Consider the following 14,030-nt stretch of genomic DNA (forward strand, 5'->3'; position numbering starts at 1 on the left):
GGCGGCCCTGGCCCGCGCCGCCCAGGCCGCGCAGGACGCGGGCATCCCCGCCTTGCAGGCGGAAGTGCGCGAAGCGCAGCGCTTGCTGGATGCGCCGGCCGCGCTGCTGACGACCGCCCCGGCCCCCCGCCCGCTGCGCCTGGATGACGTCCAGGCGCTGCTCGCCTCCGACACGCTGGTCATCGACGCCTGCCGCTACGCGCTGCACGGCGCGGGCCGCACGGTGGCGCTGGCTACCCGCCCCGTCCTCTTCGCCCTGGCCCGGACTCTGGCCGACGCCTGGCCCGGCGACGCGCCCCGCGACGTGCTGATCGAACAGGCCTTTCGCACCCGTCGCCCCGACGAAACCCATCGGGCGCGCCTGCGGGTCGAGATCGGCCGCCTGCGTGCCGCCCTGGGCCCTTTGGCGACGCTGCACGCCACCCGGCGCGGGTTCGCTTTGATGCCGCCGCCGGGGCAGCAGGTTGCCGTCCTGACGCCCCCCGTGCAGGACAAGCACGCTGCCGTGCTGGCGCTGCTGGCCGACGGCCAGGCCTGGTCCAGCTCGGCCCTGGCGCTGGCGCTGGATCTCAGCCAGCGCCACGTGCAGCGCGCGCTGGATGCCCTGGCCGACGCCGGCCGCGCCCAGTCGTTCGGCCGCGGGCGGGCGCGGCGCTGGATGACGCCGCCGTTGCCCGGTTTCGCGACCACATTGTTACTCCCGCTGCCGCCGCCGAATGCCTAGGATGGACACGTCAACCTCTTGAACAGGACATCGACATGAAATCCAAACCCGCAGACATCATCCGTGAATACGGCCCCTTCCCCGGCGTCAGCCAAGTGCACGGCGTTTCCTACGACGGCAAGCGCGTGTGGATCGCCGTCGGCGAGAAACTGCACGCGCTGGACCCGGCCACCGGCGCCGTGGTGCAGTCCATCGACGTGGCGGCCCAAGCCGGTACGGCCTTCGACGGCCAGCACCTGTACCAGATCGCCGGCGACGTCATCCAGAAGATCGACCCGGCCTCAGGCCGCATCCTGGGCACCATCCCCGCGCCGCACGGCGAAGGCAACTCGGGCATGGCCTGGGCCGAGGGCATGCTCTGGGTCGGCCGCTACAAAGACCGCACGATCCTGCAGGTGGACCCGGCCACCGGCGCCATCCTGCGCACCATCGCCTCAGACCGCTACGTGACGGGCGTGACGTGGGTGGACGGCGGCCTGTGGCATGGCACCTGGGAAGACGACGCCAGCGAATTAAGACACGTCGACCCGCAAAGCGGCGAAGTCCTGGAAAGCCTGGCGCTGCCCGCGGGCGTGGTCGTGTCCGGGCTGGAGTCGGACGGCAATGGCGTGTTCTATTGCGGCGGCGCGACCAGCGGCAAACTGCGCGCCGTGCGCAAGCCGCGCGCCCTGGCCTGAGCGACCACCGCCGAACCGCCGCGGCGCCTCTCTCTTATATATAGAGAACGCGCCGCGGGCCGCCCGCCCGGCTGGAATAAATGGGGCACGGCCCGCGCCGGGCCCCGTCGGGCGGGGCGTCCGGCCCGCCCCGCTTGGCTGGGCAAGAATCCGTCAGATTCCCCTACTACTGACAAATTGTTGCAGCGGCAACCGCAACCCTGCCTTCCGCCCCCCAGAAGGCCCCCGCCAGCGTGTAAACTCCCCCCTTTTTGACTCTGGTGGTATGTTGCAAGCCCCACAGCGCACAGGTTTAAGCGGCCCGACGCTCATTCGCTTGCTGACTCGCCTGACGGATGTCGACGTTCCGGAATCCAGGCAGCCGCTGTCGGATCATCTGAGCCAATGGCTCGGCTGGACCGACGCGATTGCGCTATCCGCCGCCCTGAACAACCGCCCGCCGGCCATCGCGCCCGGTGCGCGCCAGTTCAGCAGCCAGGAAGAGCGCGAATGCGAACGTGTCCGGACCACGCTGGCCGATGCCATCGCCAGCGATACCGCGGCCACGGCCGCCAAACGCGTGATGCCAGGGCAGATACCGGCCAAGGCCGCCGCCGCCCTGCAAGCGGATGACGCCGATTACGCGAATTTCCGTCAGCGCTATCTGTCGTTGCAGCACACGATGGAAACCAGCATCGGTAACCTGCGCAGCCGCCTGCGCGGCATGGTCGCGGCCAAAGCGCCCGAAATGACGCGGCTGGCGGTGGTGGATGCCATCATGGACCGCGCCCTGCTGCCGCGCGAACGCGCGCTGCTGGGCGCCATTCCGAAGCTGCTGCAGGGGCATTTCGACCGGCTGCGGCTGGCCGAGAAAGCGGCGCTGGACGACGTCGCGGCGCAGGCCGAGGCGCTGGCCCTGGCGCAGGCCGAAGCCGAGGCGCAGGCGCTGGCCGACGCGGAGGCCGAGGCCAACGCCGAAGTCGAGGGCAACGCGGAAGGCGACGCCAAGGCAGATGACGAAGCCGCTCCCCAGGCCGACGCGCAAGCGGACGCCTCGCCGGCCGTTGCCGCGGTGGCCGATGCCGCGGCGGCGTCCGCCGATGCAAAACCCGCGGGGACGCCCCCGCAAGCCACTTTAACGGCGCCCACGCCGGGCGCCTGGCTGGAGACGTTCCGCAAAGACATGCGCAGCGTGCTGCTGGCCGAATTGGATGTTCGTTTACAACCGGTGGAAGGGCTGCTTGCGGCCCTTCGCGCCAGCTAACCGGGACACTATGTCCAAGTATCTGATCAATATCGTTGTTTTCCTCAGCGGCCTGGCCGTGGCCGGCTGGATCGGCGCCGGCTACGCGGGCACCAATCCCCTGGCGCTGGCGGTCACCCTGCTGATCTGTGCCTGCTACCTTGCCGGCGCGCTTGAACTGCTGCGCTACCAGCAGGCCACCGCATCGCTCAGACGCGCGGCCAGCGGCCTGTCGCAGCCGCCCGCCAGCCTGGGCGCCTGGCTCGACACGCTGCACCCCAGCCTGCGCAGCGCCACCCGCCTGCGCATCGAAGGCGAACGCGTGGGCCTGCCCGGCCCGGCACTGGCGCCCTATCTGGTCGGCCTGCTGGTGCTGCTGGGCATGCTGGGCACCTTCCTGGGCATGGTGGTGACGCTGCGCGGCACCGGCACGGCGCTGGAAAGCGCGACCGACCTGGCCGCCATCCGCGCGTCGCTGGCCGCCCCCGTGAAGGGCCTGGGCTTTGCCTTCGGCACCTCGATCGCGGGCGTCGCCACCTCGGCCATGCTGGGCTTGCTGGCCGCACTGAGCCGCCGCGACCGCATCCAGGCCGCGCAACTGCTGGACAGCAAGGCCGCCACGACGCTGCGCATCTACACCCAGCAGCACCAGCGCGAAGAAAGCTTCAAGCTGCTGCAACGCCAGGCTGAAGTGCTGCAACGGCAGGCCGAAGCCATGCCCACGCTGGTCGACCGCCTGGACGCCATGATGCGCAACATGGAACAGCAGAGCCAGTCGCTGAACGAGCGCCAGCTTGCCAGCCAGGACGCGTTCCAGAGCAAGGCCGAAGCCGCCTATGCGCGCCTGGCCGCCGTGATGGAACAGTCGATGAAGGAAAGCGTGGCCGAAAGCGCCCGCTCGGCTGGCGAGGCGCTGCAGCCCGCCGTGCAGGCCACCCTGGCCGGCCTGTCGCGCGAAACCGCCACGCTGCACGGCGCGGTGACCGACGCGGTGCAGCGCCAGCTGGACGGCCTGACCAGCGGCCTGCAAGCGGCCACGGCCAACGTCGCCGGCATCTGGAACCAGGCCCTGGCCGGCCAGCAGGCCGCCAGCGAAACCCTGGCGCAGGACCTGCGCGATTCGCTGGACCGCTTTGCCCAGACCTTCGAACAACGCTCGGCCGCCCTGCTCGATGGCGTGTCCACGCGCCTGGAAGCCTCGTCGGGCAGCATGTCCGACGCCTGGCACACGGCGCTGTCGCGCCAGGAACAGGCCAGCGAAAAGCTGGCCGGCGAGAACCTGCAAGCGCTGACGGCCGCGGCCGCCAGCTTCGAACAGCATTCGGCGTCGCTGCTGCGCACGCTGAACCAGTCGCACACCGCCCTGCAATCCGAACTGGCTTCGCGCGACCAGCAACGCCTGGCCGCCTGGACCGAAACGCTGGGCGCCATGTCCGCCACGCTGCGCCAGGAATGGCAGGCCGCGGGCGCCCAGGCCGCCGACCGCCAGCAGGAAATCAGCCTGGCGCTGGCCCGCACCGCGCAGGACCTGACGGCCCACGCGCAAACCCAGGCCGGCCTGCTGGACACCGTGTCCGCCCGCCTGGAAACCGCCGCCGGCAATGTCTCGGCCCAGTGGCACGAGGCGCTGGCGCGCCAGGGCGAAGCCAGCGACAAGCTGGCCGACGACAATCGCCAGGCCCTGGCGGCCGCCGCGGCCACCTTCGAAACGCATGCCGCGTCGCTCCTGCGCACGCTGGATCAATCGCACGCCGACCTGCAGGCCGCCCTGGCCTCGCGCGATGAGCAGCGCCTGGCCGCCTGGGCCGGTACGCTGGGCGCCGTGGCCGACAAGCTGGGCCGCGAATGGGAACAGGCCGGCACGCAAGCCGCCGCGCGCCAGCACGAGATCAGCCAGGCCCTGGCGCAGACCACGCAAGACCTCGCCGCCCGCAGCGAAGCGCAAGCCGCCCTGCTCGACAGCGTGGCCGCCCGCATCGAATCGGCGGCCGGCGGCGTGACGCAGGCCTGGACCGACGCCCAGGTACGCCAGGAACTGACCAGCGAGAAACTGGCCAGCGACAACCAGCAGGCCCTGGCCACCGCCGCGGCTGCCTTCGAAACGCATTCGGCGTCGCTCTTGCGCACGCTGGACCAATCGCAGGCCGACCTGCAAGCCGCCCTGGCCGCGCGCGACGAACAACGCCTGGCCGCCTGGAACGACTCGCTGGGCGAACTGGCCGCCAAGCTGGGCCACGAATGGCGCGAGGCCGGCGCGCAGACCGCCGCCCGCCACCAGGAACTGGGCCAGTTGCTGATCCAGACCACGCAAGACCTGACCGCGCAGACCCAGGCCCAGGCCGCCCTGCTGCAAGACGTGTCGACCCGCCTGGAAACGGCCGCCGCCCGCGTGACCGACGCCTGGACCGAAGCCCAGGTACGCCAGGAACTGACCAACGAGAAACTGGCCAGCGACAACCAGCAAGCCCTGACCACCGCCTCGGCCGCCTTCGAGCAGCACTCGGCCTCGCTGCTGCAGACGCTGGGCCAATCGCAGGCCGGCTTGCAGGCCGAGCTGGCCACACAAGACCAGGCGCGCCTGGCCGCGTGGACCGACAAGCTGGGCGCGATGGCCGACGCGCTGCGCCAGGAATGGGAACAGGCCGGCGCCCGCAGCGCCAGCCTGCAACATGAGATCTGCGCCACGCTGGCCCAGACCGCCGACAGCATCGCGGCCCAGACCGAAGCCCACGCCAACGGCACCATTGCCGAAATCAGCCACCTGGTGCAAGCCGCCTCGGAAGCGCCGCGCGCTGCCGCCGAAGTCATCGGCGAACTGCGCCAGAAGCTGTCGGACAGCCTGGCCTACGACAACGCCATGCTGGAAGAACGCAACCGCCTGCTGGATACGCTGGCCACGCTGCTGGACGCCGTCAACCACGCCTCCAGCGAACAGCGCACCGCCGTGGACGCGCTGGTGTCGTCGTCGGCCGACCTGCTGGACCGCGTGGGCACGCAGTTCACCGACAAGGTCGATGCCGAAGCCGGCCGCCTGACCGACGTGGCCGACCAGGTCGCCAGCAGCGCCATCGAAGTGGCCAGCCTGGGCGATGCCTTCGGCGCCGCCGTGCGCCTGTTCGGCGAGTCCAACGACTCGCTGGTGGCGCACCTGCAACGCATCGAGGCCGCGCTGGACAAGTCCATTGCCCGCGGCGACGAGCAACTGGCCTACTACGTCGCGCAAGCGCGCGAGGTCGTGGACCTGAGCACCCAGTCGCAGAAGCAGATCGTTGAAAACCTGCGCCAGCTGGCCACCCAACGCGCCGCCGCCGGCGCAGAAGCCGCATGAGCGCGGGCGAAGACATCGACGGCGGCGTCGAACCCGCCGTGCCGACCTGGGCCGTGTTCGGCGACCTGATGTCGGTGCTGCTGGGCGCGTTCGTCCTGATCCTGGTCAGCGTGGTGGCCGTGCAGCTCGAGCTGTCCACCCAGCTCGAACAAGAGGTCAAGCAGCGCCAGGAAGAAACCCAGCGCCGCCAGACGCTGGAACAGGCCCTGGCCGCGCCGCTGGCCGCCGGCCGCGTGACGCTCATCAACGGCCGCATCGGCATCAGCGGCAGCGTGCTGTTCGCGCTGAATTCCGACCAGTTGCAGCCCGAGGGCCGCGAGGTCCTGAAAAGCCTGATCGAACCGCTGTCGGCCTACCTGAAGGCCAACAACGAAATCCTGATGGTCAGCGGCTACACCGACGACCAGCAGGTGCGCGAAGGCAACCGCCGTTTCACCGACAACTGGGACCTCTCGGCCCAGCGCGCGCTGACCGTCACGCGCGCCCTGATCGACGAAGGCGTGCCGTCGGCGTCCGTGTTTGCGGCCGCGTTCGGCTCGGAACAACCGGTGGCGTCCAACGCCGACGAAGACGGCCGCGCCAAGAACCGCCGGGTCGAGATCACCCCCATCCCCAAGCCGTCCAACGGCGAGGAGCCGCCGCGTGGCCAGTGACGGCAGCCTCGGCCCGGCGCAGGATTCTTTGGCGGACCCCGCCACGGACATCGGCGCACGGCCGGACGCCACGCTGCACGCCTGGCGCGAGCGCGGCGACGACCGCCTGGACCCGATCGCGTTTCACGTCATCGAGGCCCTGGCGCGCCGCGTGGCCGACCAGCACGGCGCCGTGCGGCAACGGCTGGATGAACGGCTGGCGCAGTTGATGCAGGCCTACGCCGACCGCCTGCCTCAGCTGGCAACCCCACATCTGGCTGACCCACATCTGGCCGCCCCTGATCAGGCAGCCCCGCAAGCTCAGGCAGCCCCTCAAGCCCAGGCGACCCCGCGCGCGCGCGGCCCCCTGGCCGAGCTGGCCGCCTTTCTGGCCTACCCCGGCGAACCCGGCGACGACCCCGATGCCGCCGCCGCGCAAGCGCGCCGCGACGCCTACCCCGACCTGCCGGCGCTGGATTACTTTCGCGAAGTCTGGTCGGGCCTGAGCGCCGACCGGCAGGTGCGCCAGTCGCAGGAACAGGTGCACAAGAACGCCGGACCACTCAATTCGAACCAGCTGGTGCACCGCGCCCTGTCGCTGATGCGCGAGCTGTCACCCGGCTACCTGCAGCAGTTCGTGGCGTACACCGAGACCCTGACCTGGATGGAACAGGTCACGGCGGCGGCCGCCCCCGCGCCGGTCAAAGACGCACCGCGCGCCGCCAAGAAGACCAGCCGGGCCAAGGCGCGCTGACGGCAACGGCCTGGCCGGGCAGCCCCTTGCCGAGCCAGGCGTCACTGCCTTCAACCAGAAAGCGTCCTAAGCCGCTTCCCTGGGCAACCAGGCGCCATGGAACCCGGCGGGAATCCGGCTGGGCAAGCGCACCGTCGCGAGCGGCCCGGCCTGCAGATCGCGCCCGTCCAGCACCACCACGTCGCTGGTGTCGCTGCCCTGGCGGTACACGCAGACCAGCACCCAGCCATCGTCTTCGTCCCGCGCGCCGGGGCGCGGCACGAACACCGGTTCGCTGTTCTGGTCGCCCGGCGCCACCCGATATTGCTGCGTCGCCCCCGTGGTCAGGTCGTAACGCACCACGCCGCGCATTTCCTGGTTGGTCGGCTGCTGCACCGCATAGGCGTAGCGGTAGGACCGCCCCGTCCTGCCCTCATTGATGCGCGGCAGCTCGATGCCGGCTTCGTCCAGCGCACGCTCGCTGACCATGCCGCGCGCCAGATCGATCTCGTAGCGCCACAGCACGCCCAGCGGGTTGTCTTCAAAGCCCGCGCCGCGGCCCGACAGCCGCAGGTACTCCGGGTAGCGCACCACGTCCAGCACCACCGTCGTGTCGTCCGCGTCGTACGCGTTCACCACGTGCTGGATGAAACACGGCGCCACCTCGAACCAGCGCACCGGCCCGCCGTGGCGCGGAATCACGCCCAGCCGCGACTGGCGCTCGTCATGCCAGCGCAGCGGCATGCGGTAGCCGCGTTGCAGCATGGAAAAGTCGTACGCCACGTTCAGGTCCAGCAGGATGCTGTAGCGCGCCGTGATCGCCATGTCGTGCATCATCGACGGCCCCGGTACCTCGATCAGCTGGTCCACCAGGGGCTGGCCGTCGGCGCCCGTCACGCCATAGCGCAACCACGGGCGTTCCCAATGGGCGCGAAAACTCATCAATTCTCCGGTCTCGGGGTCTGCCTTCGGATGCGCCGTCATGCCCGCCGCCAGGCCGGGATGGCGCTGGCTGGCGCCGCCGAAATCCAGCCCGGCGGTCATCACCAGGGGCGCCCCGCCCTCGGCCAGCGCCAGGGTTTCACCGGCATGGCGTAGCACGTTGACGTTGGGGTTGGTGTCCGGCAAGGCGTCCGCCTGCTCTGGCGCATGCACACGCGCCCAGGTGCGGGTGCGGGCCCAGCGGTTGCGGTAGCCGATCGCCCGGCCATCGCGCAATTCAATGGCGTGCAGCATCGCCGGCTGGGGCCACCACGACAGCACGTCGTTGCCCTCGAAGCGCCCGCCCAGCGGATTGGGGCCATTGCGGACCAGTACGCCGTCCAGCCCGGGCGGCAGTTCTCCGTCCACCGGCAGGTCCGTCAGATCGGTTTCATGGGCCAGCGCCGCGGTGGCGCCGGTGTTCAGATCAAATGTGCTCATGGTTGCGTCCTTTGTTGCGATAACTCGCAGGACGCATTTTTACCCGGATTAAATTAATCCGTCAATATTACCCGGGTTTTAATTACCGCTGGCCTGCGTCGGGCCGACTGCCGCCCCCGTCGCCATCAATACCTGAACACCCGCAGGCCATAGTCCCTGCCATCGCCCTCTCGCCGCAGCGCCCTGGACGTCTTGCGCAGGTTGATGCCGGCCGGGTCTTCCCAGCCGAAGCCTGCAAAGATGCGTTCGGCGGTGCGGGCCAGCCCCTCGGTCTTGCGCCCTGCCCGCCACGCCAGAAAGCCGAACACCGCCACCAATGCCGGCAGGCCGTAAGCGCCGTACACGGCATAGGCCGCCCCCTGGTCCGCCACGCTGAACGTGCCCCGGAACAGCGCGAATACGGCGTCCAGCGCCATCATGAACAGGAAGATCACGGCCACCACGAGGCCCCAGAAGCGGAACGTGGACACGTAATGCGCCCGCCGGCCCTCGAAACAATGGGGGTATACCGCCACCAGGCCGTCGTGCTTGCGCCGCGCGCCCAGGGCCATCCAGCCGTGGGCGTCGCGCTCGGCGACCAGCTCGATCCGCTCGCCTTCGGCGAATGGAAAGCGCCAGAACCAGCCGCGCACCGGTACACCATCCAGCGAGAATTCCACGAAATCAGCGGTTTCGCGGCTGTCCAGGCTGGCGATCGCCATGGCCGCGCCGCCCATGCCGGCCAGGCTGGCCGCGACGGCAGAGGCGTCCACGTCCCCGCCCATCACGCCCAGCACGAAATCACGGTTCTGCCGGCGCCGGACCAGGCCCGTGATCTGGCCTTCGAGCTTGCAGAGCGGGTCGGTGGCAGCCAATGCCGTCCCCTAGCGCAGGTCCTCGGGGTTCATCGAGGCATCGCGCACGTACGGATCGCCCGGTTCGGGCTGCAGCGTCGCCTCGATCTCGGGCGGAAACGCCGGTATCTTGCTGGTGTGCACCACCACCCAGCGCATGATGGCGTGCAGGTAGTTGAAGGGGGCCGCGAGCACGTACATCAGGCCAGGCGTCTGGGCATCGTTGGCGAAGATGCGTTCCTTGCTGAAGGCGAAGCTCTCGCGCTTGCCGTCCACCGGCATGCAATACAGCACGGCGTCCAGCACCGCCTGCGGCCCTTCTTCCATGTAGCGGCGCAGGAATTCCCAGTGGGAATAGGCGTTTTCGACGCGGCTGGTGGCGATGCAGAACGAAAACGTCTCTTTCACGGTGACGCCGTCCGGGTCCAGGATCAGCCCGCGGATATCCCAATTGCGCGTGCCGAACGCGGCCTTGCTGCGGCCCAGCGTGAAGTAGATCTTGTCCCAGGGCGCGGTCAGCACGGTGCCGTCCAGCCGAAACACATGCACCAGGCGGCGCTTTCGGTCCAGCGCGATGGGGTAGTACGTCCAGCGGAACATCTCTTTGCAGGCGACCCAGGCCCCCAGGGCGCCCACCACCGCGAACATCGCCATGCCGAAGAAAACCGCTTCCCAGAGGCCGTTCTCGTTGGGCAGGTCGTCCACCACCAGAATCCAGGCCAACTTCAGGATGACGCCAATGCCGAACGCCACCCCCACTGCCCCGAGCAGCGCCACGAAGCCGCGCCACCCAAACCAGCGGTCCACCGACAGCAGGCTGTTGGAATTCATCTTCACCACGCACAGCTGGGCCAGCAGCGGGACGTCCAGGCGCTTTTTCTGCAGCAGCCGGTGTTCGCGGTCGAATTCAGTCAGGGGACGGTTGTTGGGAAACCGGGACAGCAACCCCGTGAAGTCCATCACTCCCCTCCCAGTGCCACACGCAGACTGTTCACTTCTTGTTGTACTCCATAGTAATAATCGGCGCCCGCCTGCCCCTGCAGTTTGCCCCACAGGCACCGCTTGAGCCATTCATCGATCTTGTTGCCTTTGTATTTCTCGATCAGCACCGCCACGACGATCAGCAGGACGGCGGCGATCAGCCCCACAACGGTCCACGACATGGCGAACGCGCCCACGACAATCAGGCTCAGCCCCCCCGAGGCCAGGTACAGGCCGCCCATCCAGCCGTTTTTCTCGATCGTGATCTGATCCACGCCGGATTTCACGTCGAAGGCGGCCATGAGAACCCCGGTCACGACGCCCGTCCGGCTGCCCCAGCGCATCAGCAGCGACGCGGTGGATTCGAGCCCCAGGCCCATCCCCAAGCGCATGCCGGCGGCCATCCGGCCCTTCAGCGCCACGCCCAATACTTCCGCCACCGACCCGCCGGCCGATGCGATGCCAATCACGAACTTCCAGCTTGCATCGGTGCGTTCGTGCGGCATGGCCGATTCCAGATCGCTCCAGAGCTTGTAGACGGCCACGGTCTGGAACAGGCAGCTGACGACGCCGACCCGCACATCCGTGTTGATCGTCGTGCGCCAGCGCGACAGTTCGCGGGCCTCGTATTCTTCCATTGTCATGGACGTCTGCGCCAACAGGCGGGCCCGGTCGGCAGGCCGGCCGTCCCGGGGCACACTGGCCGCCGCTTCCCTGTCCACCAGCATGAACCAGCGCTTCTTGTCGGTGCCTTCCAGCTGCTCGCCGCGCACTTCCAGCCGCCGCAATTCGTCGGCCACGGCGCGCTCCATCTGCCGCATGTTCACCTGGCCGCCATGCTGGCGCATGAGTTCGCGGATCAGCGCCGCGCGGAAGGTCTTCTTGCCGCCCTCGACTTCGACGATCACCACATCGTGCCGCGACAGCAGCCCCAGGTACATCGCCAGCTTGCGGGCGACACTGCTGTCCACGCCACCGCGAAGCACCTGCACCACCGGCCCCATGATCTGTTCAAGCAGGCGCGCCGTCTTGTCCATCTGGCCTTCGCTCAGCACCTTCAGGCCGGTCTTGTAGGCCTCGTGCAGGTTACCCCAGGGAATGGCCTTCCAGTCCAGGGCGGCCTCGTGCGCCTCGACCACCTTCTTGACCACGAAATCCTGGTTGTGGAACATGGCGCGCAAGAGCAGATTGCGCGTGTCTTCGGGATCGCCTTGCAGCCATTCGGCATACTGCTTGAAGCAGACGCGCTTGTCCTGGGTGCCGTCGATGCACAAAGAAAAAATGGTCTGGAAAACCTCGCCGCTGTCCGCGCTGTTGACGTCGTAGTTGCACTCGAACCCATTGAGCGTATCGCCGCAGGTGATCCAGGCCACGTGCGCCTTCGCCATCGGCACGATGGTGGCGGCGTCGAATTTGGCCAGGCGCTCGTCGAAATCCTTCTGCCACGCCCGGCGTGCGTTCTCGTCGTAGTTGTCGAAGTACTTCTTCCAGGCGTCCCAGCGCACCGTCCGGCGCTCTTGTTCGGTCGGGTGGCGGTAGTTCTCGGCCTCGGCCATGCGCTCTTTCTGGCGGTCCGGGTTGATCATGTCCAGCACCAGCTGGCCGATTGCCATGCCGCCGGCACTGCCCCCGCCCCCGGGGCCCGCCATGTTCGGGCTGGTGGTGCCATAGACCGAATAGTTGGACGCATCCTTGGCGCGGTCGCGCAGCAGATCGTTTTCGGCGGCCTGCATGATGATCTCGCTGACCGACTCGATGGACTTCGATACCGTCAGCGGACGCAGGTCTTCCTTGTTCGAGACGAAATCGTCAAAGCGCAGGCGCATCAGCCGCGCCAGGTCCTGCAGGATGCCGGTGCTGTCCGGCAGCGCCAGCATCAGCCCCTTGCCGGGCAGGAACGCCTCGGCGGCGTTCTCGATCATCTCGCCCATCCAGCCCTTCACGTCGTAATAGCCGACGGTGCTCCAGCCCAGCATCTGCTGCTTCTGGTAAAGGTCGAGGTCGCGCTTGCGATGCACCACGTACTCGGCGGCGGTGTCCTTCAGGGTCTTGATGCTCTTGGCGTTGGCGTGCTTGCCGCTGGACAGCCACGCCTGCACGTCGAACTTGAACATGTGCCGCTCGCGCATGTCCGCGCCGCGCCGGCCCTTGTGGGCCTTGCACACGTCCTTGGTCCACTGCACATCCGAAAACGTCAGCCACACGAACGTCGCCTTGCGCGCGTTGGGAATGGTCAGCAGCGAGGCCTTGGCCTCGTGGTCCATCGTGCAGGTGAAGGTGCGGTCGCAGTTCTCCACCGGCTTGTCGATGTCGAAGTTGTACAGCGTGCCGTTCTCGTTGACGTAATAGCCCTTCAGGTCCGATCGCGCTTCGTCATACACGTACAGATAGCCGGGGCGCAGCAGGCGCACGCCATAGCGGGCGCTGTCGCCCAGGGGCCGTTCGGCCAGTTGCGGCATGTTCAGGTCGCCTGCCAGCGCCGGGGACGGGTCCTGGCTTTTCAACACCGCATAGCGCAGCGGCATGATGGGCAGGCCGATCCGGTGAAACGGGCAATCTTCCTCGCAATCGATCGACGAACGCTTCTTTCCGCAGTTCTTCACATCATCGGCCATCGGGTTCTCCAGTTCGTTCCAGCTCCGTGCGCACGCGGGCCCAATCGTCGTCCGACAGGTCCTGGATCGCGGCAAGGTAGGGGTAGTCGTCATCCGGCTGCATCGCCGCCAGGCACTCGCGCACTCGCTCGTGGCGATGGAAGGCGGGGTGCACCTGAAGGCCATGCCGGGCAAAGGCCTTGCGCTCCTGGGCCGTCGCCAGGCCCAGTTCGCGGGCGGTGCGGAAATGGTCCATCACGGTCTTGCCCAGGGCGATGCGCCCATCAGGCGCCAGGCTGTCCAGGCCGGACAGCACTTCATTCAAGGGCTGCATCTGGGTCAACGCGAACGACTGCTCCGCCGTCAGCCGCAGGCGCGGCGCCGGGTCCACGTCGGGCCGGTCCAGCGCGTGCCACCCGCCATCCAGGTGAAACCGAAAGCGCTGCACCGGGCCGCACAGCCAGGCCAGTTGGCCGGGGTCCAACAGCCACGACAGCTGCACCAGCACCCGCGGATCGAAGAACCGGAAAAAACACGGCCCCTGCCCCGCGATGTCGACGATCATGCGCGAGCGGCAATGCGCCGCGACCGCATCGGCCGGCCGTTCGGACTGCAGCAGCAGCGCCAGCCACAGGTCTTCGCCGTCATGCGCCGCCTGGTTCAGGCTGGCCAGCACCTGCGTCTTGCCGGCCGCATCCAGGGCGGACAGATCCAGCAGCCGGGGCATCAACCCGGGCATTTTGCGCAGCGCGGGCGGTACCAGCGCCTGGGCCTGGGCGGCCGCCAGCGGCGGCACGCCGCGCGTCTGTTCATCCTGGATCAGGCCGCAGCCATAGGTGCTAAAAGTCTGGTATTCGAGCATGCCGCCTTCCATGTCGAGCCGG

The 14,030-nt window shown here is 68.6% G+C and carries 10 protein-coding genes and 1 pseudogene; 6 read left to right on the forward strand and 5 right to left on the reverse strand.

Annotated elements, in window-relative coordinates; translation table 11 throughout:
• The 6 genes and pseudogenes from HV798_RS30045 to HV798_RS30070 all read left to right on the forward strand — a co-directional run.
• A pseudogene (locus tag HV798_RS30045) lies at window positions 1-724 on the forward strand (helix-turn-helix domain-containing protein); the annotation flags it as partial.
• A gap of 35 nt (window positions 725-759) precedes the next feature.
• The gene (locus tag HV798_RS30050; protein ID WP_175196340.1) at window positions 760-1,401 is read left to right on the forward strand and encodes a Vgb family protein; all 642 of its coding nucleotides are present in this window, start codon (window positions 760-762) and stop codon (window positions 1,399-1,401) included.
• Window positions 1,402-1,666: 265 nt separating this feature from the next.
• The gene (locus tag HV798_RS30055) at window positions 1,667-2,644 is read left to right on the forward strand and encodes a DUF3348 domain-containing protein (RefSeq protein WP_175196338.1); all 978 of its coding nucleotides are present in this window, start codon (window positions 1,667-1,669) and stop codon (window positions 2,642-2,644) included.
• Window positions 2,645-2,654: 10 nt separating this feature from the next.
• Entirely contained in the window at window positions 2,655-5,951 is a 3,297-nt protein-coding gene (locus HV798_RS30060; RefSeq protein WP_175196336.1) for a DUF802 domain-containing protein, read from the forward strand.
• Entirely contained in the window at window positions 5,948-6,604 is a 657-nt protein-coding gene (locus HV798_RS30065; RefSeq protein ID WP_175196334.1) for an OmpA family protein, read from the forward strand. The genes HV798_RS30060 and HV798_RS30065 overlap by 4 nt, the downstream gene beginning before the upstream one ends.
• Window positions 6,594-7,337 carry a DUF2894 domain-containing protein gene (locus HV798_RS30070; protein ID WP_246289309.1) on the forward strand — a complete coding sequence of 248 codons (744 nt, stop codon included), beginning with the start codon at window positions 6,594-6,596 and terminating at the stop codon, window positions 7,335-7,337. Before HV798_RS30065 ends, HV798_RS30070 begins: the two co-directional genes overlap by 11 nt.
• A gap of 66 nt (window positions 7,338-7,403) precedes the next feature.
• Here HV798_RS30070 and HV798_RS30075 read toward each other — a convergent pair whose 3' ends face one another.
• The 5 genes from HV798_RS30075 to HV798_RS30095 form a co-directional block, all read right to left on the reverse strand.
• Window positions 7,404-8,738: a carotenoid oxygenase family protein gene (locus HV798_RS30075; protein ID WP_175196332.1), complete on the reverse strand. Its 1,335-nt coding sequence runs from the start codon at window positions 8,736-8,738 to the stop codon at window positions 7,404-7,406.
• Window positions 8,739-8,863: 125 nt separating this feature from the next.
• On the reverse strand, window positions 8,864-9,592 hold the full coding sequence (locus tag HV798_RS30080; RefSeq protein WP_175196330.1) for a putative type VI secretion system effector: 729 nt from the start codon (window positions 9,590-9,592) through the stop codon (window positions 8,864-8,866).
• A gap of 9 nt (window positions 9,593-9,601) precedes the next feature.
• A complete protein-coding gene (locus HV798_RS30085; RefSeq protein WP_175196329.1) occupies window positions 9,602-10,531 on the reverse strand; it encodes a DUF6708 domain-containing protein in 930 nt (309 codons plus the stop codon).
• Window positions 10,531-13,167 (reverse strand): T6SS effector BTH_I2691 family protein, encoded by a 2,637-nt coding sequence (locus HV798_RS30090; RefSeq protein WP_175196327.1) that lies wholly within the window; start codon window positions 13,165-13,167, stop codon window positions 10,531-10,533. The genes HV798_RS30085 and HV798_RS30090 overlap by 1 nt, the downstream gene beginning before the upstream one ends.
• Complete coding sequence (locus HV798_RS30095) at window positions 13,157-14,008, reverse strand: DUF4123 domain-containing protein (protein ID WP_175196325.1); 852 nt, start codon at window positions 14,006-14,008, stop codon at window positions 13,157-13,159. The genes HV798_RS30090 and HV798_RS30095 overlap by 11 nt, the downstream gene beginning before the upstream one ends.
• Between the last annotated feature and the right edge of the window lie 22 nt (window positions 14,009-14,030).

It is taken from the genome of Achromobacter deleyi (assembly GCF_902859705.1).
In the GTDB taxonomy this organism is placed as follows: domain Bacteria; phylum Pseudomonadota; class Gammaproteobacteria; order Burkholderiales; family Burkholderiaceae_B; genus Achromobacter; species Achromobacter deleyi.

Coding starts and splice junctions, on each gene's coding strand:
- HV798_RS30050 (WP_175196340.1), top strand. CDS start 760: ATGAAATCCAAACCCGCAGACATCATCCGTGAATACGGCCCCTTCCCC.
- HV798_RS30055 (WP_175196338.1), top strand. CDS start 1,667: ATGTTGCAAGCCCCACAGCGCACAGGTTTAAGCGGCCCGACGCTCATT.
- HV798_RS30060 (WP_175196336.1), top strand. CDS start 2,655: ATGTCCAAGTATCTGATCAATATCGTTGTTTTCCTCAGCGGCCTGGCC.
- HV798_RS30065 (WP_175196334.1), top strand. CDS start 5,948: ATGAGCGCGGGCGAAGACATCGACGGCGGCGTCGAACCCGCCGTGCCG.
- HV798_RS30075 (WP_175196332.1), bottom strand. CDS start 8,738: ATGAGCACATTTGATCTGAACACCGGCGCCACCGCGGCGCTGGCCCAT.
- HV798_RS30085 (WP_175196329.1), bottom strand. CDS start 10,531: ATGGACTTCACGGGGTTGCTGTCCCGGTTTCCCAACAACCGTCCCCTG.
- HV798_RS30090 (WP_175196327.1), bottom strand. CDS start 13,167: ATGGCCGATGATGTGAAGAACTGCGGAAAGAAGCGTTCGTCGATCGAT.
- HV798_RS30095 (WP_175196325.1), bottom strand. CDS start 14,008: ATGCTCGAATACCAGACTTTTAGCACCTATGGCTGCGGCCTGATCCAG.